The organism is Pseudomonas silensiensis (assembly GCF_050434865.1).
GTDB classification, from domain to species: domain Bacteria; phylum Pseudomonadota; class Gammaproteobacteria; order Pseudomonadales; family Pseudomonadaceae; genus Aquipseudomonas; species Aquipseudomonas fluorescens_W.
In genome coordinates this window covers 79,555-97,448 of the sequence record NZ_JBNDJH010000026.1, presented here as the reverse complement: position 1 = coordinate 97,448, position 17,894 = coordinate 79,555, and the positions used below count along the sequence as shown (strand labels likewise).

Below are 17,894 nucleotides of genomic sequence, written 5' to 3'. Positions count from 1 at the left end.
GGAGTTGGTTCACTTCTGCTCGTCAGGCTTTTCCGCTCTAGCCAGGTCAGGGTTTACACAGCACACCAGAGGACCTCCAGGTTCGGTGCTCGCATCTACGGAGGTGATCCAACCGGCATCCGCAAGGTCGGTGATGGCCTTTTCGACCTGTTGCAGTGTGGAGTTGCAGTGTTTGGCCACTTTCGCCTGGGTAGTCTGTACAACTCCGTTGCCACCCATGATCGACGTCAGCGTAAGCATGACTGACACAGCGTGCGGATTCGTTCGATTCAACCGACTCAACTCCATAAAGGCTGATGGGTTGGCGTATAAGGCTTCACCTTCGCCATCAGCGACACATGGGGATGTACCTTTCTGTTCGTTCATCTCGCAGCTCCCTAGGGGGTATGTAGTCAATTTAACTAGCTCACACGGTGGCTCTAGCCCGGCCCTCAGGCTGACCGAAAATGCCAACAGCGTTAGGGAGAATGGTGCCATGTAGAACCAAATATTCACAGTATATTGTGAAGACGTAGTAAGCCCTGGGCACGACAGTTCACCCCTCACTTAGGGGGTTATGGCTTGGACGCAGGGTTGGCATTCAGTAGGGTTCTTCGCGAGCGACGGAAGCTGGCAGGACTGACCCAGGAAAAGCTGGCCCTTGAGGCTGATGTGCAGCGGAACTACGTGAGTCTCATCGAACGAGGCGTCAACCAGCCGACTATTACCATCATCTTCAAGCTTGCCGCTGCATTGAAATGCCAGCCATCTGCACTCATCGCCGATGTGGAGGCCCTTGTTCTAAGCAAGTGAAGGATGTCGACCTCCCCTCAGCCACCTTGCAGCTAGCTGATCAAAAACTAACCAGCATCTATCCTCTCGCAGGCGTCGGTGACATCCCCTACACCACCCTAGACTCGCCAAAGTCCGTGTTTCCGGGGGATACAAACATCGGTATCAAGCAAATCGCCCTTCTTTTGTATTCCATATACTGTTGATTGTGATTGCCTGGTGCCGTGATCTCGGTGGCAATGAAGGATCAACTCTGAACATGCTACCCAGCCGGGGTCGTTCGTACTCTTAACTGAAGTACAAATACGTCATTGGCGCTTCGCGCTTTGTACTTTGAACCGAAGTACAAGCCCCAGAAGCTTTTTACTTGAGCCGGAAGGCCTAGCTCGCTTGCCCCTAGACCTATCAGAGAAGTAGACAAGTCTGGTAGTTCGATAACCGTCTATCGGACCTATCATATATCCTTAAAATATAGCTAACTGATAGTGTTTGTGCCGTATTATCATAGGTCTATAAAATCCAAGCACAAAGGATAGTCGGCCATGAACACCCATCTCTATCTGCGAGCCAGTACCAAGGATCAGGACGCCAACCGTGCAAGAGTCACACTTGAATCGTTCGCTATTGAAAAGGGTTTGAACATCGTCGGTGTGTACGCCGAGAACATCAGCGGCACCAAACTCCTTCGCCCTGAACTGATGCGGCTGCTGGACGCTGCCCTGCCAGGCGAACTGCTGCTGGTGGAGTCTGTAGACCGCCTTAGCCGTCTCTCCCAAGCCGATTGGGACACTCTCAAGGCAACCATCAAGGCCAAGGGGCTCCGATTGGTTGTGGCTGACTTGCCTACCAGTCACAAGATGATTGAGGGGGACAGTATCGATGTAGCCATCATGCGAGTTATCAACGATATGCTGATCGAACTCATGGCCACCATGGCCCGGCTGGATCAAGTAAAGCGGGTAGAGCGTATCCGGCAGGGGCTGGAGAACAAGCGTGCGGCTGAGCCGGAGTGGAGGCCTACGGGCAAGGGCAGGAATGCAGCCAAGTGGGAAGCAGTTCAGCGGCTGATGGAGAAGCATCCGAAGATGTCTGCGGATGATGTTGCAACTCTGGCCAAGTGCGGCGTAGCCACTGTTTACCGCATCAGACGAGAGCTGAGTCAGGCCTAATGCCTTACAGCCAACGACAGCTTGGCTCTTACAGCGTCGACTCCATTCAACCACTACGTCAGAGGGACTGAGGTGCATTAGTAGCAACGGCGCGAGGGCATGGATAGTGCCTCTTGGATATTTTAAAATCATAGCCAGACAGCGATCTGGCAGCCCGGCAGGGGGTTAAAGACTCCGCCACATTTCCGGGAAAAGGGCCGGTACACCAACATGGCAAGTAGCCGGTAGCCGGTAGCCGGTTTGGGGCAAACTGGTAACCGAAGTTCACATTTCCGATGCTGGGCATGCCAAATGGGGGCGACCCCATGGAGTAACCAGACGAGTCCACAGGATGGGGATCACGAGCTACGCTTGGTGTGGTCAAACAAGGCAGAACCGCGTGTACATAGCCCCCGGCAGGCTATTATAAGTGCATGAGTGGGGCACTCGACTAAATCAAGCAACCTGAAAGGATGAAGTCATGCCTTCTGAACCTCGATTCCCACCGATTGAACTGGAACAGATTCACGCCAATATTGGCAAGCTGATGGCTGAAACGGCCAAGCTGAATGCTGAAGCCAGTAAGTCCGCTCTGGAACGCAAGCAATTCCCGATGATGGTCGTAGCCTGCCTCATTGGCGCAATGGGAGCCGCAACAGGTGTCGGACTGACATTTTTGCTCAAGTTCCACTGACCTAATTGCCCCGCCTCGAGTGCACCCATGAAAGCGATCACCCATGCGCGGCACAACCTTGCTGTATGGGTCCCGGCATATGGATCGAGTATTGCAATCGTGTACTGCATCAAGAGAGAACTGCGGGATTTTCGCCGTTCTGCCAAATACCCTCTGATATTCCGTCGGCAGATTTACGGGTGATTTCCACCAAGGGCAGGTGCAAAAATTGAAAAGTTGGGTGTTGCGGAATTGCATTCAATTTGACTAGCAAGCCTAGTCACCATGATCAGTAGAGAGCTGCCCATAGCGGATATCGAGACGTGAAGGGAAGGTTAGCAAACAGCGGTGATGCAGTTGGTCGCGATCTCGGTCAGCACGAAGCAGGCTGCCTATTATTACTAAACAGAAACCCAAACAACCTTTGACTTGGAGGGCGTGAGTCATGATTTCCATTCTTGAGCTTCGCCACATCATCGAGTGTGGTTTTCTGCCTCTTTCCTGCATCTGCACTTCAAATCCAGATGGATCACTCATGATAAAAGTGATTGAACCGTCGTCTGGTCATGTCGAGTTATTGGTCACTGGGGTTAGAACCGAGACATTAACGTCCAGTCGAGCCATCGCGGAGCTGGTCGGCGAATTGCAGAGTGAAATGTCGGTGTTGAATAAGGAGCTTGCGTAAGGTGTGAACGTGCAGGGTCGTGGCAGGCGGCAGTCGAACTCACCGAGAAGTAGTGTCAGGACCTGCTTTAGGTCGATTGCCCCCTGTCACGAGGGGCTGAATACGACCCATAGCGGCAATTCGACTGAGACCCAAGACATTAACTCTTCTCGCGATCTCACTGCAGCCACGCCGCTGTTCGACCTGGCTATCAGTCGCCGTTGTTCGGTCGTCCAGCAATCTTCGTAGTAGGGACTCCGGGTTGTAGCAACTCAGCAACAGCCATCACCAGACCTTCTAATGTCCATGGTTTTGGAAGGAAGTTAGTAGATTCGGGCAGGCCGATAAAGGTCTCAGTCCAGCCGCTTGTTATAACTATTGGCATCTTGGGCCATCTGCTATGGACAAGCTCAGCCAGTTCAGCACCTTGAACCTGCCCCGGTAGCCCATGGTCCGCGATGATCAGGGCACACTGCGTACCAGATTGGAGCAGGTGGATCAGGGCGTCATCCGCCGTGGCGAACGCTACACACTGAGCGCCAACATCCACCAAGATTTCTCGCATCAGATCACGTAAGAGGGCATCGTCCTCAACAATAACGATTTCGCCATCGATTGGCTGTAGCCGAAAATTCACATCCATGGCGAGATTGTCCGCCCTCCGATTTAATAGGTCAGTCTTTCACCTTCGATATGCTGGGTCTACGACTTACGATTGCAGTGGTCTCCATACGCATACGTCATCTTCGCCGTCTCTCGCTCCGACTCCCTTCGATACATATCGCTTAACGTCCATCGCAGGCGCTCACGCCAAGGTGCGATTGAACTGTACGCACTAAAGGGAGCAAGCAGCCTCCAGGCAGTTGCCGATTGCCTTATCTCTCGCGGCATCCCCTCCGCCCGTTGTGGTCAATGGCCCCTACCGCCACCATGCGTGTGATGAAGCGTCTCGGACTGGAGTTGAACAAGGCGAATACAGCCTCTGTAGGCTCGTAGGAAGCGATTACAGCAGCGATCTATGGGTGGCGCCTGTTGTCACCCCCGCTGATATTCGAAAAAGAGCTTTTTACGGCTATACGGGCAAGTGTATACGGGCTTGATGCCGACCCATTCTGAGTCGGAATTTGACCGATTCTCCAGATACCCTATCTGATATTCCGCCACAGATTCACAGGCAATATTCGGCCAAGGGCAGGTGCCGATTTTGAAAAGTTTGGGTATCAGCGTATTTCAAAGAGTGACTTACGACCGACAGAGAACGACCAAAAGCGGTCATCGCTTGCAGCCGATAGGGTTGATGTAACTATAAGGCATGGCCATCACGCTGTATGCCTTGCCGTTTGATCTCGGTACAGGGGCTCAAACATGTAGAAAACAGTGCTTTCTCGTATCGCAAAAACGTGTGTAAATCCAGCATTCGACGGAGATTAAAGGATATTTACATGATCGATGAGTTGGAATCCATGTATCGCCGTGAAGGAATATTGGCGACAGATTTTGCATGCCGGTATAAGAGCCAATGTAGTGCTGGCTGTGATAACTTCAGTGAAGCAAAATCCGCATTCGTGAGCAGCGGATACGCTTCTGGAAAGGTGCCACGGCTATTGTTTCTTTCACTGGATCCAGGTAGTACTGACAAGACGCTGGGCCCGGAAGCAAGGCTCCCTTCCCAAGTCCGCAAATATGAAGAGCTCAATCGAGACTTCGCAAGTCTCAATAAGGCTAGACATTGGTATCGGACACACCAACTTGCTTGGTACATCCTTAAGCGTTTCGTTCCAGGCCTCGTCATTGCTGAAGCAAGAAAGTACTTTGCGCATGCCAACTCAGCGAAATGCAACATGGGGAAAGCCCAAAATTCCAAGGCAAATAGCATCCTATTCCAGAACTGCCAAACGTACTTGCCTACAGAGCTAGGGGTACTCAAGCCTGACGTGATTGTGACTCAAGGTTCCGAGGCTAAGTGGGCCATAGAAAGTCATTCCGTGGTTATTGCAACGCTGGAGCCCAAAGTAAAAGTGATAAGCCTGCACGGGAGAGAAGTATTGTGGCTCCACACCTACCATCCTAGGTACGGCAAAGGCTTTTATGCACAAATGGCGGTTCAATCAGGTGTTGCAATCGGCTGGGAGTTCTTGGCCGACCACGTACTTGAGTTTGTAAGCCGTCAGCAACGTTATGCTGGTCTGCCAGATTAAAAAGCAAGCACGGGGAAGACAGGCCCTAATGGATTAAAAGGGCGCCACGATGAGTGCACTTGCTGTCCGTCAGCCTGGGTCGTTTGCGGCCCGTCACGACAGGCAACAATCGGCCACTAGCGGTCATTCAGATGTGTTACTAATTCATAGGCGACTCACAGGCCTTGTATAGTAGATAAAATTGGTGATAACTCGTGAAGGTTGTCCAACGCTATGATTGCTGCCGCCCACAGGGACCTGCTGTTATGACAAATAAAGAGCCTAAAAGCCTGTACAAATATCTCGGTTTCAGTGATCGCATGGTGGAGCAGCTTTACCACGGTAAGGTTTACTTTGCAGATCCAGGAACATTCAATGATCCGCTAGATTGTCGACCTGTTGTGGTGGCAGGGACTCAAACTATAGATGGGTTACAGTTGCTTCTAAAATTGATGGTTCTCCGACGGGTTGAAAAAGAGACGTCAGCATCTTTGAAGCGCCTGAGGTTACGAGGAGAGAAATTAGACGTTCATCGCGCCAAGCTTGGGAATAGTGAAGTCAATGAGGTTATACGAGGTATCGAGTACTACATTACCGACCCTGACGTTCGTGATCCAGCTGCGTATTTCAAACAAGCACTGTTAAACCTCATTCAAGATGAAGTGAAGAAAACGCACGCGACTGGCGTTCTATGCCTAAGTGAAAAGGTCGATAGTCCTCTGATGTGGTCACACTACGGCCAACAACACCGTGGCGTGTGCATTGAGTACGATGTTTCTAAGCTGGAGTTTTCATCGATCCGACGGGTTGTATATGGTGGAGACCGCCAGATTTCCGCAGACTGTTTGCTTAGGTGGATAGAAGGCGGAGATTTGATTTCGCAACATGAAGTCGAACGAGCATCATTGCTGACGAAATCTAGCGAGTGGAGGTACGAGAAAGAATGGAGGTTGCTAGGGCCAATCGGTTTGGACCGCAGTCCTGCACCGATCAAATCCGTGACATTCGGTATGAACTGCCCGCGTGCTATTACTGAATCAATCATGTCAATGTTCGGGGGGGAGACGTCGGCTGTGAGATTTTGGCAAATTATGGAACCGAGCTCCAATTTCAAGTTGAGACGTCAGCGAATTCACTTCGATGATTCGATGAAGCCAATTCAACATGACTACTCAGAAATGTTTGATGATCTGGATGCCCTCTTAGGTGAGGCGTCCCTGGATATCTGACCACCAACTTCCACTCCTTTTGGTCGACTTGAACGGCCAAAAGTAGCTACTTATTGAGCGATTTCTGCCGCCGTTAAAGGGCAGATATCGGCCAAAAGCAGGCATTCACAACAATTATCTGCAGGGTGGTCAGTGCAGGGTTCCATTCGACTGCCCAGATGCTCGTGAGGATGGCCCTGCACCAGGAAGCCTGCAATTCACGCACAGGGAGTCGATGACAAGAGCTTTAGCCTGGTGGGGCTTGGGCAGAGCACACCGCATCCCCTAGGTGGAAGTCGCCCAGCTCAGGTATTGTATCGTTCCAGTATTTCCGTCACCCCTGTTCAAAGCCGGTACCGGATGGGCGTAGTCCCCATTGCCTTCCCGTGGCCGATTAAGGCATTGATGCGCAAGGGTTGCATTTCTCAGGTCAGGATGATGTGTTCATGAAGATTTTAGATGATTTATGGTCGTCTGTTTCCGGTGCTGCTAAGGTCAGGATCAATGACCCTTTCATCGGGACTTTTACGATATCTTGGTTAATTTGCAATTGGAACCAGATAGGTTTGCTTCTTTGGGGAGAGGGCAAGCCATCGGAGCGCATTAATAGTTTTTATCTTTATCTAACAACAACTGATTTTTTTGCGTTCAATGCGATTTTCTTAGCACCCTTAACATTCACTTTATTTTATCTCTTTATTTTTCCTTGGGCCTCATTGTTTGTTAAGGCATGTCTCCAGGTCGTAAACGACAAGCTCTACAAACAAGCCGTAAGTGTAGAGCTGTATAGAGTGCGACAGCAAGAGGATCTAAACAAAGCAAGACTACTATCCGACCCAGACAAGCAGTTTATAGAACAAAGCGTGCAATCGGATCTCGACCGTAAGTCGGAGATATTGAAGCACATGAAAGACAGGGGGGGACGCTTAAAATCAAAGGCTGTTGAACAAGGACATAAAGCTACAGAGGCAGAGGCGAATGCTGCTGAAGCCAAAAGCAGAGCGAGTATCGCCCAGCAAGACGAAGAGCACAAAAAAAACCAAACGGAACTTGAGCGGCAACGCTTTAATGTAAATATTTCCAAGTTGCGAGCGGCAGCGGCTTCACACCGCTTCCCGTCGGCGTATCTTTTTATCGCCAAGCTTGACGAAATCCTAAGGCTCGATGATTTGCAACTTTCTCTTACGGGGTTAGGGACGGTAGTTGCTGCGATATTCGGATACGAAGATTTCCGGCAAGTTTTAGATGATGAGGGCTTTAACAATGACGCCTTCTCCCGAGTCGAGTACGTTTATTATGACTCTGAGTGGTTGGCCTCACGACTGGAATCTGTTATTTCAGATGAACCGATTTTAGGCATAAATCTAACTTCTGAAGTACTATTCGATTATATTATTCTAATGTTTGATGATCTCCCTTACTGCTTTGTTGATCTAGACGCACTAGAGGAGAAATGCGTTGAGTTCTTCGAGGAGCATAACTACTCGATCCTAAACCACGAGGGTGTATCAGGCGCGATAGCTGAGTCGGATACTTTTTTTGATGAGGTAACTCTAGATTCAATGAATACCGTAGCTTTTGATCGAGGGTTTTCCGCCAAGCTTCAGGCAGATGCTCAAGGTAGTCATCGCCGAGACAGCTCTGTTTCCGGACGTACCATGACCATCGAAATCGAGATAACAAGCCGACTTCAGGTAGGTAAGCGGGCGTTGGGAGCTTTTGAATTCCACGATGTACACGGCTCTTTAGATGATATTTTTGAGCCTGAAGAGGTCGATGCAGAGGGTTTGTAACTAGGATGCCAGCGTCGCGAGCGTCGGCTATGGGTCGCCTTCTGCCGGTCATAACCACGAAGAGTGCTGGTCAAATCCAGCTCAAAGGACTGTTCATGTCGAATGCAGACAATTGGGTAGGCCTGAGCAATTACTTACCCAGCCCCAGCCAGCGGTGAGATGAACTAGGCTTCGCGCAATATCACTCAAGGACGATAGCCATGTCAGATAGCCCAGAAAGCAAGATCGCAACGGCGGATGCTTTGACGCTGCTTCTTTACAACCAGCACGCCTTAGCTGCGGCCATTGAAGAAGTTACAAAGTGGCTCTCAGAGAACGGTGTCGGGATTGTCGCCGCTAACGCCATGGTTGCCATGGAAACGCTGGATACGAATGGACAAGCGATCACTGACGCAATCATGCGATTACGCCTTTAATCACTGACAGCCAGAGAGCAGCAACCTACAATCTGTCCCGCTCGCCCGGTGTGGACAGTGCCCGTCTTCGCTGGATGCAGTACGTCACGCCGGGTGAGCCCCATCATTGTTTTCCAGCCTGATTCTCAAACCGATGTGCGAGTGGCCCGAAATTTTCGGGGCGGGGCATGGATTCTGTGGAGAGCGGTCTTGGCTGAGACTCACACGATGAGTCACTTGCAGGGGTACGCTTGTCCAATTGCCACCATGGCTAGGAGCGTGTCAGACATGTGCAGAAGGGACGGAGTTTCCTGCAAATACTTGACGACAATTCGTATGCCTTGTCCGTTGGATATGCCGCCCTTGGGGAAGCAGACCCTCGATTCTTTGGGAAGCTGATCGTTACGGATGATTGCTGTGCCGATGATGGCCTCGACGATCCCAAGACATTTTCCTTGTCCGAATTCGTTCGTGCTGTCGTTGTTATTGTTCATGAATCGAATCGAAGCCTGACATTGAGTCAATAGGCTATTCCCATCTGCCATTGCCTGACCACATACCGCCAACCCAGCTAGTGCAACCGCTGCCATCATCCCTTTCTTCATGCTGACTCTCCGATTCCGTGGTGTTAGAAGCAGTTGGTGTCGACTGTCTGGCTGTACGCGGTCGAAGTGCAATGTGTTTGCTTGGGAATCACGTAAGGTTGTGGCGCCGGTTGCTGGTACTGCTGGCTCTGCGAATTCAACATCCGCACGACACGCTGGCGCCTTTCCTTCTCGGCCTGTGCTAATTGGTCGGTAGCGGTCTTGTCCAGTTGCACACGACAGTTCACGTATGCATCAGAGCCGGGTGTTGCCCCGTAGGACTGGCACTGTGCGTCATCTTTGGCTGCTTGCTGTTCCTTCGCCACCCAAAGGTCGTTCAGGTGCTCCTGTCTGTTCGCATAGCCCTTGGTGTCGGGGAGGCAGTCGTCCCATGCTATGCCCATCGAACAATCTACTGGGTGGTTGGCACATCCCGCCAACGCCAACAGTGCAACCGCCCCAATCCATGCCTTCATGTCGACTTCCTTCTGAGTGATGGCTTGATCTTACTGAGGGCTATGGCCCGGTGCCATCGAACCGCGTGTCATTACTGGAGTTTGATTCAGATAAAGAAAAACCCCGTTTCCGGGGTTTCCTCACATCAGTGTCAAATCAGTGCAGCGTTTGACCGTTCAAGCTCATCTCCAGCCATTTGTTGACGTCCGAGTCTCCGTGACCAACCGTGGCATCGATCTTTGATACGTAAAGCGTTTCGTCGTACTCGATGAACGGCTTGAGACGCTTGAAAATTTCCTTCGGCGTACAGTCCGTCTGAATTGCATAGACGGATGCCGTGAGCCTGGTTGCTGAGAATTTGTAGATTTCAGCGATCATCTGTTGGCGTTTGACGCCCAATTTACCTGCGTTGCAGGTGATCAGTAGTGTCGGCATTGCCGATTTCTCCACTAACATAGCATTGGTTTTGCCAATCCTCTGGGACACACCGACCGTTATTAACGATTGCCAAACGCTCGCGCATTTGGCTCAATGAGTAACCCATCAGGACTGACGATTCACATCGGTTTTAGGTTCTGGATTGGTGCGGGTGAGCACGCTTAAGTTTGGCGACCGACAGCGTGTTCACTCGTATGCTTTTTCCTTTCCCTGCCTCTGATGAGGCCCGCGAGTCACCTCACAACCCTACATGTAGGGTTTTTTCTGCGACTGAGCTACAAGATAATGCGCATTCGGGGGTGTTGCAACGTACTACCTGTGGATAAACCTGTGCGTAAATTGTGTGTGAAGCGTGGAACGGGCGTGTAGGCCGCGACGTAGCTGGAGCGGACCGTTTTGCACTGATTTTCAATGATTGAAAACGGTCATCTGGATTCTTAAGGGCGCGAACCCTGTCGCGTAGTTTCGCAGTATTAAGGTGGTCGCAGCACGCTGTGACGGGCGGTGGTTACCTTCTGGTCAGGACTTATTTAGCTGCGAATAGTCACCGTACTGGTATCCCATCTTCGCTGTCTCCCGTTCAGCGTCAGCTCGATAGAACTCGCTCAACCTCCAACGCAACCGCTCATGCTCAATCTTCAGGGCAGCAAGCTCCTTCGTGCCGTCTCGAAATGCACGTTGTCTCGGGTCGGGGGGCTTGGACATTTTCCTGAATGATCAAACTACTATTAGGGCAATGTGCCATCCCTGCTCTGGTAGACTCGGTGTATTTGCATGCTGGGGCGTTCATGGAACTGAAGGGCAGTTGGAAAGGTTTGGGAGCCTTGGGGCTCGCCATAACCATTGTGATTGGGCAATCGTTTCTCGGGTACGTCACTGAAAATGGGCAGTTGCCCCCTTGGATGCCCGAGAAACTAGGCGGGCTTGCAAGCTGGCTCGCATCTGAGATTTCCATTCCCCTTTGGTCACTTGTCCTGATTCTGGTGTGCATAGGCTTTGCAGGAACTTTGTTCGTCAAATATCAACCACGCGCCACAGCCGATGAGGAAGACCGCCTTGCCGCCACCGCCGCCCTTTTAGCGGGCAGCCATCAACGTAATATTGCACTGGAGGCGCACAATGTTTTGCTCCAGCAGCAGCTTCATGAGAGGCGTCAAGCGGTGGAGGCGGTTGAGGTTGAGGTGTCTGCTAATGGACTCAAGGTGCTGGCAATCATTGCTAGGTGTACTGATAGAGAGGTCAGAGCAACTTTGTCCACGATTGCCGCTGCACTACCTGCTGGGCATGTGGAAGCTCACGCCGCTATTGATGTTTTAATAGAGCGAAGACTTTTGGAAAAGGTTACTGGTACTCGTGGTGCGTATTTTAGATTCACCCCTAAGGGTCGAGCGTACTACTTGAAGAACAAGGAATAGTAGGGGCTTTATGAGTCAACATCCGTGGAAACACTCCATTGCAGACGTGTACGCCAACAACTATGGCGGCGTGGTGCAAGACTACTTGAAGTTCTCGGTTAGGGCCCATGAGAACCTTCAAAGCTTGCCCTTATAGACTATTGAGCCTGCGGCTAAGCCGATGTCTTCACGGACCGCGTTTAGTAGAAAGAGGACTTTCTCTCGGACTTCAGACCACTTGTAATCGACGTCTCCGGAGGCGGTGAGTAAGAGGTGATCGACAAGATCGTCTTGGGCGTCCATGACTGCCTGTGGGGCAAGCATGGCCAGATAGCCATAAAGCTTCAGTCGTTGTTCATTAAACTCGTGAACCGGGCCCTTGTCGGTATCCCAGCCTACTATCCGCCCATTTTCTGCATCCATGATGGCGAGGAGCTTTGCGATGATTTCAGTAATTTCACGGTAAGCAAGGATCTTGTCATTCTGAAATCGGAGAGTCTTCTCCTTGAGGACATCGAGATCCCGTTTGGTCTCCTCAAGCCGCGTAGAGAGTTGGTGGGTGTCCTCTGCCAATATCCTTCCTGCCCAAATTTTCCCTAACCAAGAGGAGAGGGCAAAGACAACAACTCCCCCGCCTCCGAGCGAGAAGATTGCGGCACCGAACAGTTTGAGTACTTCTTCCCAGCTCATGATTAGCTCCCTTGACGTAGGGCTTGAGTATGGCCGAACTCAGACTGGGACTTGCAGGAGGCTTTAAGAATCTGGCAGAAAAATCTGAATGACCACCTCAGTACGGGTATGTGCAGGCGTCCCCACCATGGGAGCCCTCGCGTGGCCCTTATCCCATGCCTGTGCGTCTCTGAATTTCGATATCGAGGTGTTACAAGTTGAGTACCAATTCCTGTTACAAACCGTTGGAAAAGGCTTGCTGACCTCGTTACGATTCCGTCACCTGATTCCTTGAAAAACTGTCAATCGGCGAACAGCATCTCCCGGCTTTCACCCATCAACAGACCCTGATTCTGCTCGGTGACCGCGCGGATGTAATCCCACAACAGGGTGATCCGCTTGAGCTTGCGCAGGTCTTCACGGCAGTACATCCAGAACTGCCGAGTGATGTTGATCTCCTCCGGTAACACCGGCAGCAAGCGCGGATCCTGGGCCGCCAGGAAGCATGGCAGAATCGCCAGCGACCGCCCTTGCTGTGCGGCCACGAATTGCGCGATCACACTGGTGCTGCGCAGGTTGGCACTGGCGCCGGGCAACACATTCGCCAGGTACAACAGCTCCGAGCTGAACGCCAGATCGTCGACATAACTGATGAATGAGTGTTTGCCCAAGTCAGCCGGGCGGCGGATCGGTGGGTGCTTGTCGAGATAATCCTGAGTCGCGTAGAGCTGTAATTTGTAGTGGCAGAGTTTGCAGCAGACGTAAGGGCCATGCTCCGGGCGCTCCAGGGCGATGACGATGTCCGCTTCGCGCTTGGACAGGCTGATGAAGTGCGGCAGCGGCAGGATGTCCACGGAGATTGCCGGGTAGGCGTCGACGAAATGGCTGAGCTGCGGGGTGATGAAAAAGCTGCCGAAGCCTTCGGTGCAGCCCATGCGCACATGCCCGGATAACGCCACGCCAGACCCCGAAACCTGCTCGCAGGCCATGTGCAGCGTGCTTTCTATCGACTCGGCGTAACCCAGCAACCGCTGGCCTTCGGCGGTCAGTACAAAACCGCTGGTCCGGGATTTCTCGAACAGCAAAGTGCCCAACGCCGCTTCCAGCGAACTGATGCGCCGCGACACGGTGGTGTAGTCGACCGCCAGGCGCTTGGCTGCGGTGCTAGCCTTGCGGGTGCGGGAGACTTCAAGGAAAAACTTGAGGTCATCCCAGTTCAACGAGCCAAGAGACGTGATGTTTTTTTGCATGATGGACCGGCTTTTATGTGCGTTCTTATTAGAAGTTTGCACATCTATACTCCAAAAACAGTCCGACAATCAATTCGCGACACACGCCTCATTTCAAGGCGACTTTATCGCTTTGGCTCTCTAGAGAGCTCTCTAAATAAGAACAACGTCCCGGAGACCCAACATGAACGCTTCGCTCACGCCAAACGAAACCACTGTCCAAACGGTAAAGCTGTTGATCGACGGCGAGTGGGTCGAGTCCCAAACCACCGAGTGGCACGACATCGTCAACCCGGCGACCCAGCAAGTGCTGGCGAAAGTACCGTTCGCAACCGCACAGGAAGTGGACGCCGCAATCACCGCCGCCCATCGCGCCTTCCAGACCTGGAAGCTGACGCCGATCGGCGCGCGGATGCGCATCATGCTCAAGCTCCAGGCGTTGATTCGCGAACACTCCAAGCGCATCGCCGTGGTGCTCAGCAACGAGCAAGGCAAAACCATCGCCGACGCTGAAGGCGATATCTTCCGCGGCCTGGAAGTGGTCGAACACGCTTGCTCCATCGGCAGCCTGCAAATGGGCGAGTTCGCCGAGAACGTTGCTGGCGGCGTCGATACCTACACCCTGCGTCAACCCATCGGCGTTTGCGCCGGCATCACGCCGTTCAACTTCCCGGCGATGATTCCGCTGTGGATGTTCCCGATGGCCATCGCCTGCGGCAACACCTTCGTGCTCAAACCGTCCGAACAGGACCCGATGTCAACCATGCTGCTGGTGGAACTGGCGATCGAAGCCGGTGTTCCGGCCGGCGTGCTCAACGTCGTTCATGGTGGTAAAGACGTGGTGGATGCGCTCTGCACCCACAAGGACATCAAGGCTGTTTCTTTCGTCGGTTCGACCGCCGTCGGCACTCACGTGTATGACCTGGCCGGTAAACACGGCAAACGCGTGCAATCGATGATGGGCGCGAAGAACCACGCCGTTGTGCTGCCGGATGCCAACCGCGAACAAGCGCTCAACGCGCTGGTCGGTGCCGGTTTTGGTGCGGCCGGGCAACGCTGCATGGCCACATCCGTCGTGGTGCTGGTGGGCGCGGCCAAACAATGGCTGCCTGATCTGAAGGCGCTGGCGCAGAAACTCAAAGTGAATGCCGGCAGCGAGCCGGGCACTGATGTGGGGCCGGTGATTTCCAAAAAGGCCAAGGCGCGGATTCTGGATCTGATCGAGAGCGGCATCAAGGAAGGCGCCAAGCTGGAACTGGACGGTCGCGAAATCACGGTTCCAGGCTTCGAGAAGGGCAACTTTGTCGGCCCGACCCTGTTCTCCGGCGTAACCCCCGAGATGCAGATCTACACCCAGGAAATCTTCGGTCCGGTGCTGGTGGTGCTGGAAGTCGATACGCTCGATGAGGCCATCACACTGGTCAACGCCAACCCGTTCGGCAACGGCACGGGCCTGTTCACCCAAAGCGGTGCGGCGGCGCGTAAATTCCAGACTGAAATCGACGTCGGCCAGGTCGGCATCAACATCCCGATTCCGGTGCCGGTCCCGTTCTTCAGCTTCACCGGTTCGCGCGGGTCCAAACTCGGCGACCTCGGTCCGTATGGCAAGCAAGTGGTGCAGTTCTACACTCAGACCAAGACTGTCACTAGTCGCTGGTTCGATGACAACAGCGTCAACGACGGTGTGAACACCACCATCAACTTGCGTTAAGGAGCCGAACATGAAAATCGCTTTTATCGGTCTCGGCAACATGGGCGCGCCAATGGCGCGCAACCTGATCAAGGCTGGCCATGCACTGCGGCTGGTCGATCTGAACAAAACCGTTCTGGCAGAGCTGGAGCAACTGGGCGGGAGCATCAGCGCTTCGGCGCGTGAAGCCGCTCAAGGCGCAGAATTGGTGATCACCATGCTGCCAGCCGCTGTGCATGTGCGCAGCGTGTGGCTGGGTGAAGACGGCGTGCTGGCGGGTATCGGCAAGGGCGTGCCGGCAGTCGATTGCAGCACCATCGATCCGCAGACGGCGCGTGATGTTGCTGCGGCGGCGGCCAAGCAAGGCGTGGCCATGGCGGATGCACCTGTGTCGGGCGGTACTGGCGGTGCGGCAGCCGGGACACTGACCTTTATGGTCGGCGCCACGCCTGAACTGTTCGCCACCCTGCAACCGGTATTGGCGCAGATGGGCCGCAACATCGTCCATTGCGGCGAAGTCGGCACCGGGCAAATTGCCAAGATCTGCAACAACCTGCTGCTGGCGATCTCGATGGTCGGTGTCAGCGAAGCCATGGCGCTGGGTGATGCTCTCGGGATCGACACGACAGTACTGGCCGGGATCATCAACAGTTCCACCGGCCGTTGCTGGAGTTCGGAAATGTATAACCCATGGCCGGGCATCGTCGAAACGGCGCCGGCCTCGCGCGGCTATACCGGCGGTTTCGGTGCCGAACTGATGCTCAAGGATCTGGGGCTGGCCACTGAGGCGGCACGTCAGGCGCATCAACCGGTGGTGCTCGGCGCGGTGGCCCAACAGTTGTATCAGGCGATGAGCCAGCGTGGGGAAGGTGGTAAAGACTTCTCGGCGATCATCAACAGCTATCGCAAACCCCAGTAAGAGGTTTGCCCCGGGATTCTGGAAAGATGTTTTTGTGGCGAGGGAGCTTGCTCCCGCTGGTTCGCGAAGCGGACCCAATAGGGGCTAATGCGGTGTTTCAGTCAGAGCGCATTGGCTGACTTTACGACGGCTTCGCCGCCGAGCGGGAGCAAGCTCCCTCGCCACAGGTTGTGTCTCGCTCTTGAAAACGTATTGACCGGGAAATCACGTCGGGTGATCTCCCGGTTTTTTTGCATCAGGCAAACACGAAATACTTGCGCACGGTTTCAACCACTTCCCAGGTACCTTTCATCCCCGGCTCAATGACGAAAATATCGCCAGCACGCAGGTGGATAGGCTCTTTCCCTTCCGGGGTGATGATGCAATAGCCTTCGCGGAAATCGCAGTATTCCCACTTCACGTATTCCACATACCACTTGCCCGGCGTGCAGATCCAGGTGCCCATGATTTTGCTGCCGTCTTCGCTGGTGTAGGCGTTGAGGTTGACGGTGTGCGGGTCGCCTTCGAGTTTTTCCCATTTGCAGGCATCGAGCACCGGCAGTGGGTGAGTGTCGCGAAGAACGGTAATAGGTGCGGTCATGTGGACTCCGGGGCAATGGACTAGAGAACTGAAGTCGCACCCTATAGCGCCCCGTGCCCGGTCAGTTGTCTGTGCTCGACACTCAGTTACCCAGAAGCGCTGTGCCGGGTTGCCCGGATCGGCTTGAACATTCTCAAGGCGCGTTATTTAACGGCTGAGCGGATATAGAGCGATGGTTATGAAGTTATAACTATTTTACTTGTCCGGTTTCTATTATTTGCACGTCTGTTCTGCGATCTGGAAGTTGATACTTTTGCGCCCCTCTCTATTTAGCCAACGATTGAGTGCGCTCTCCCACCATACGCAGCGTTTGTTAAGTAAATAAGTCGATTGGCGCGAGGCTTGGTACCAATCGAGTGCTGCGCGCAGGCTGGCTCGGACGCCACTCTCAAGTTGTTAAAAAACTTTGAATAGTTCGTTGACTCTCCCCTTAAGGGCAGAGTTTAGATTTCCGCCGCGTGAGAAGTTGCTGTGGGAATAGTTACTTCTCACATACGGAATTCATGAAGAAATCACGATATAGGGAGATAGAGATGAACAACCCATTGAAGTTGGAAAACGTCATTGCCAGCACCCGCGAGATTCTCGCGCAGTTGTTGGTGATGAGCGCCGATGATATCGATGAAAACAGCAGTATCGTCGAGGACCTCAGTGCCGATTCTCTGGACATCGTAGATCTGAGCTTTCAACTCGGTCGTCAATATGGCTGCACCTTGCCCAAAACCAGCGTGCTGGATCACGCCGTTGCAGTCTGTGGCGACGCCAGTGAGTTCCTGGTCAACGGTCGCATCACCGAGAACGGCAAGGCCTTGCTTGAGCAAAGCCTGAGCGGCTACTCCCCGGATCAACTCAAGACCGGTATGCAGCCGGCGCAGGTATTTGCCGCCACCACCGTGCGCAACTGGGCGCAACAGTGCCGCAACCTCTTCAACTATCTGCCGCAAAACTGCCCCGATTGCGGCGCTCATCAAGCCGTACTGAACGAACGTCAGCAAGTGGTCTGCGGCGCTTGCAGTGCACGGCTGGTGCCGGCCGACGGCGACGAGGTTTCACGCCGCCAGGTAGAGAAATTTGTGGCCACTCTCGCCCAAGAGACGGTGTAGGAG

At 53.2% G+C, this 17,894-nt stretch carries 20 protein-coding genes; 12 read left to right on the top strand and 8 right to left on the bottom strand.

Annotated elements, in window-relative coordinates; all coding sequences use genetic code 11:
* Window positions 1-9: 9 nt before the first annotated feature.
* Window positions 10-366: a hypothetical protein gene (locus QF010_RS28275; protein ID WP_429534391.1), complete on the bottom strand. Its 357-nt coding sequence runs from the start codon at window positions 364-366 to the stop codon at window positions 10-12.
* 195 nt (window positions 367-561) lie between these two features.
* Here QF010_RS28275 and QF010_RS28270 point away from each other — a divergent pair, with 195 nt between their 5' ends.
* From QF010_RS28270 to QF010_RS28255, 4 genes are all read left to right on the top strand, one after another.
* Window positions 562-792, top strand: a complete 231-nt coding sequence (locus QF010_RS28270; protein WP_429534390.1) for a helix-turn-helix domain-containing protein — start codon at window positions 562-564, stop codon at window positions 790-792.
* Between the two features lie 521 nt (window positions 793-1,313).
* Window positions 1,314-1,940 carry a recombinase family protein gene (locus QF010_RS28265; RefSeq protein ID WP_429534389.1) on the top strand — a complete coding sequence of 209 codons (627 nt, stop codon included), beginning with the start codon at window positions 1,314-1,316 and terminating at the stop codon, window positions 1,938-1,940.
* A gap of 460 nt (window positions 1,941-2,400) precedes the next feature.
* Complete coding sequence (locus QF010_RS28260) at window positions 2,401-2,613, top strand: hypothetical protein (protein WP_429534388.1); 213 nt, start codon at window positions 2,401-2,403, stop codon at window positions 2,611-2,613.
* A gap of 424 nt (window positions 2,614-3,037) precedes the next feature.
* Window positions 3,038-3,277 carry a DUF1652 domain-containing protein gene (locus QF010_RS28255; RefSeq protein WP_429534387.1) on the top strand — a complete coding sequence of 80 codons (240 nt, stop codon included), beginning with the start codon at window positions 3,038-3,040 and terminating at the stop codon, window positions 3,275-3,277.
* Window positions 3,278-3,467: 190 nt separating this feature from the next.
* On the opposite strand, the gene QF010_RS28250 is transcribed toward QF010_RS28255, so the two are convergent.
* On the bottom strand, window positions 3,468-3,899 hold the full coding sequence (locus QF010_RS28250; RefSeq protein WP_429534386.1) for a response regulator: 432 nt from the start codon (window positions 3,897-3,899) through the stop codon (window positions 3,468-3,470).
* A 799-nt stretch (window positions 3,900-4,698) separates the two neighbouring features.
* On the opposite strand from QF010_RS28250, the gene QF010_RS28245 reads away from it, so the two are divergent.
* The 4 genes from QF010_RS28245 (at window position 4,699) to QF010_RS28230 (ending at window position 8,850) form a co-directional block, all read left to right on the top strand.
* Window positions 4,699-5,454 (top strand): hypothetical protein, encoded by a 756-nt coding sequence (locus QF010_RS28245; protein ID WP_429534385.1) that lies wholly within the window; start codon window positions 4,699-4,701, stop codon window positions 5,452-5,454.
* 245 nt (window positions 5,455-5,699) lie between these two features.
* Window positions 5,700-6,662: a DUF2971 domain-containing protein gene (locus QF010_RS28240; protein WP_429534384.1), complete on the top strand. Its 963-nt coding sequence runs from the start codon at window positions 5,700-5,702 to the stop codon at window positions 6,660-6,662.
* Window positions 6,663-7,087: 425 nt separating this feature from the next.
* Window positions 7,088-8,434 carry a hypothetical protein gene (locus QF010_RS28235; protein WP_429534383.1) on the top strand — a complete coding sequence of 449 codons (1,347 nt, stop codon included), beginning with the start codon at window positions 7,088-7,090 and terminating at the stop codon, window positions 8,432-8,434.
* Between the two features lie 200 nt (window positions 8,435-8,634).
* The gene (locus QF010_RS28230) at window positions 8,635-8,850 is read left to right on the top strand and encodes a hypothetical protein (protein WP_429534382.1); all 216 of its coding nucleotides are present in this window, start codon (window positions 8,635-8,637) and stop codon (window positions 8,848-8,850) included.
* 212 nt (window positions 8,851-9,062) lie between these two features.
* Here QF010_RS28230 and QF010_RS28225 read toward each other — a convergent pair whose 3' ends face one another.
* From QF010_RS28225 to QF010_RS28215, 3 genes are all read right to left on the bottom strand, one after another.
* Entirely contained in the window at window positions 9,063-9,434 is a 372-nt protein-coding gene (locus QF010_RS28225; RefSeq protein WP_429534381.1) for a Rap1a/Tai family immunity protein, read from the bottom strand.
* 23 nt (window positions 9,435-9,457) lie between these two features.
* A complete protein-coding gene (locus QF010_RS28220; protein ID WP_429534380.1) occupies window positions 9,458-9,889 on the bottom strand; it encodes a hypothetical protein in 432 nt (143 codons plus the stop codon).
* A 136-nt stretch (window positions 9,890-10,025) separates the two neighbouring features.
* On the bottom strand, window positions 10,026-10,304 hold the full coding sequence (locus QF010_RS28215) for a hypothetical protein (RefSeq protein WP_429534379.1): 279 nt from the start codon (window positions 10,302-10,304) through the stop codon (window positions 10,026-10,028).
* Window positions 10,305-11,020: 716 nt separating this feature from the next.
* Here QF010_RS28215 and QF010_RS28210 point away from each other — a divergent pair.
* A complete protein-coding gene (locus QF010_RS28210; protein WP_429534378.1) occupies window positions 11,021-11,722 on the top strand; it encodes a hypothetical protein in 702 nt (233 codons plus the stop codon).
* Between the two features lie 117 nt (window positions 11,723-11,839).
* On the opposite strand, the gene QF010_RS28205 is transcribed toward QF010_RS28210, so the two are convergent.
* Both QF010_RS28205 and QF010_RS28200 read right to left on the bottom strand, forming a co-directional pair.
* Window positions 11,840-12,391 (bottom strand): hypothetical protein, encoded by a 552-nt coding sequence (locus tag QF010_RS28205; RefSeq protein ID WP_429534377.1) that lies wholly within the window; start codon window positions 12,389-12,391, stop codon window positions 11,840-11,842.
* 281 nt (window positions 12,392-12,672) lie between these two features.
* Window positions 12,673-13,620 (bottom strand): LysR family transcriptional regulator, encoded by a 948-nt coding sequence (locus QF010_RS28200; RefSeq protein ID WP_429534376.1) that lies wholly within the window; start codon window positions 13,618-13,620, stop codon window positions 12,673-12,675.
* A 163-nt stretch (window positions 13,621-13,783) separates the two neighbouring features.
* On the opposite strand from QF010_RS28200, the gene QF010_RS28195 reads away from it, so the two are divergent.
* Both QF010_RS28195 and mmsB read left to right on the top strand, forming a co-directional pair.
* Entirely contained in the window at window positions 13,784-15,310 is a 1,527-nt protein-coding gene (locus tag QF010_RS28195) for a CoA-acylating methylmalonate-semialdehyde dehydrogenase (RefSeq protein WP_429511169.1), read from the top strand.
* A 10-nt stretch (window positions 15,311-15,320) separates the two neighbouring features.
* Complete coding sequence (gene mmsB / locus QF010_RS28190; RefSeq protein WP_283189826.1) at window positions 15,321-16,208, top strand: 3-hydroxyisobutyrate dehydrogenase; 888 nt, start codon at window positions 15,321-15,323, stop codon at window positions 16,206-16,208.
* Between the two features lie 235 nt (window positions 16,209-16,443).
* On the opposite strand, the gene QF010_RS28185 is transcribed toward mmsB, so the two are convergent.
* Window positions 16,444-16,788 carry a cupin domain-containing protein gene (locus QF010_RS28185; protein WP_007946320.1) on the bottom strand — a complete coding sequence of 115 codons (345 nt, stop codon included), beginning with the start codon at window positions 16,786-16,788 and terminating at the stop codon, window positions 16,444-16,446.
* Window positions 16,789-17,321: 533 nt separating this feature from the next.
* On the opposite strand from QF010_RS28185, the gene QF010_RS28180 reads away from it, so the two are divergent.
* Window positions 17,322-17,891, top strand: coding sequence for an acyl carrier protein (locus QF010_RS28180; protein WP_429511168.1), 570 nt, complete (start codon window positions 17,322-17,324; stop codon window positions 17,889-17,891).
* Window positions 17,892-17,894: the final 3 nt, after the last annotated feature.

Bases quoted from the DNA above. Each gene is read 5' to 3' on its own strand.
- QF010_RS28275 (WP_429534391.1), bottom strand. From the start codon at position 366: ATGAACGAACAGAAAGGTACATCCCCATGTGTCGCTGATGGCGAAGGT.
- QF010_RS28265 (WP_429534389.1), top strand. From the start codon at position 1,314: ATGAACACCCATCTCTATCTGCGAGCCAGTACCAAGGATCAGGACGCC.
- QF010_RS28260 (WP_429534388.1), top strand. From the start codon at position 2,401: ATGCCTTCTGAACCTCGATTCCCACCGATTGAACTGGAACAGATTCAC.
- QF010_RS28255 (WP_429534387.1), top strand. From the start codon at position 3,038: ATGATTTCCATTCTTGAGCTTCGCCACATCATCGAGTGTGGTTTTCTG.
- QF010_RS28250 (WP_429534386.1), bottom strand. From the start codon at position 3,899: ATGGATGTGAATTTTCGGCTACAGCCAATCGATGGCGAAATCGTTATT.
- QF010_RS28245 (WP_429534385.1), top strand. From the start codon at position 4,699: ATGATCGATGAGTTGGAATCCATGTATCGCCGTGAAGGAATATTGGCG.
- QF010_RS28240 (WP_429534384.1), top strand. From the start codon at position 5,700: ATGACAAATAAAGAGCCTAAAAGCCTGTACAAATATCTCGGTTTCAGT.
- QF010_RS28235 (WP_429534383.1), top strand. From the start codon at position 7,088: ATGAAGATTTTAGATGATTTATGGTCGTCTGTTTCCGGTGCTGCTAAG.
- QF010_RS28230 (WP_429534382.1), top strand. From the start codon at position 8,635: ATGTCAGATAGCCCAGAAAGCAAGATCGCAACGGCGGATGCTTTGACG.
- QF010_RS28225 (WP_429534381.1), bottom strand. From the start codon at position 9,434: ATGAAGAAAGGGATGATGGCAGCGGTTGCACTAGCTGGGTTGGCGGTA.
- QF010_RS28220 (WP_429534380.1), bottom strand. From the start codon at position 9,889: ATGAAGGCATGGATTGGGGCGGTTGCACTGTTGGCGTTGGCGGGATGT.
- QF010_RS28215 (WP_429534379.1), bottom strand. From the start codon at position 10,304: ATGCCGACACTACTGATCACCTGCAACGCAGGTAAATTGGGCGTCAAA.
- QF010_RS28210 (WP_429534378.1), top strand. From the start codon at position 11,021: ATGATCAAACTACTATTAGGGCAATGTGCCATCCCTGCTCTGGTAGAC.
- QF010_RS28205 (WP_429534377.1), bottom strand. From the start codon at position 12,391: ATGAGCTGGGAAGAAGTACTCAAACTGTTCGGTGCCGCAATCTTCTCG.
- QF010_RS28200 (WP_429534376.1), bottom strand. From the start codon at position 13,620: ATGCAAAAAAACATCACGTCTCTTGGCTCGTTGAACTGGGATGACCTC.
- QF010_RS28195 (WP_429511169.1), top strand. From the start codon at position 13,784: ATGAACGCTTCGCTCACGCCAAACGAAACCACTGTCCAAACGGTAAAG.
- mmsB (WP_283189826.1), top strand. From the start codon at position 15,321: ATGAAAATCGCTTTTATCGGTCTCGGCAACATGGGCGCGCCAATGGCG.
- QF010_RS28185 (WP_007946320.1), bottom strand. From the start codon at position 16,788: ATGACCGCACCTATTACCGTTCTTCGCGACACTCACCCACTGCCGGTG.
- QF010_RS28180 (WP_429511168.1), top strand. From the start codon at position 17,322: ATGAACAACCCATTGAAGTTGGAAAACGTCATTGCCAGCACCCGCGAG.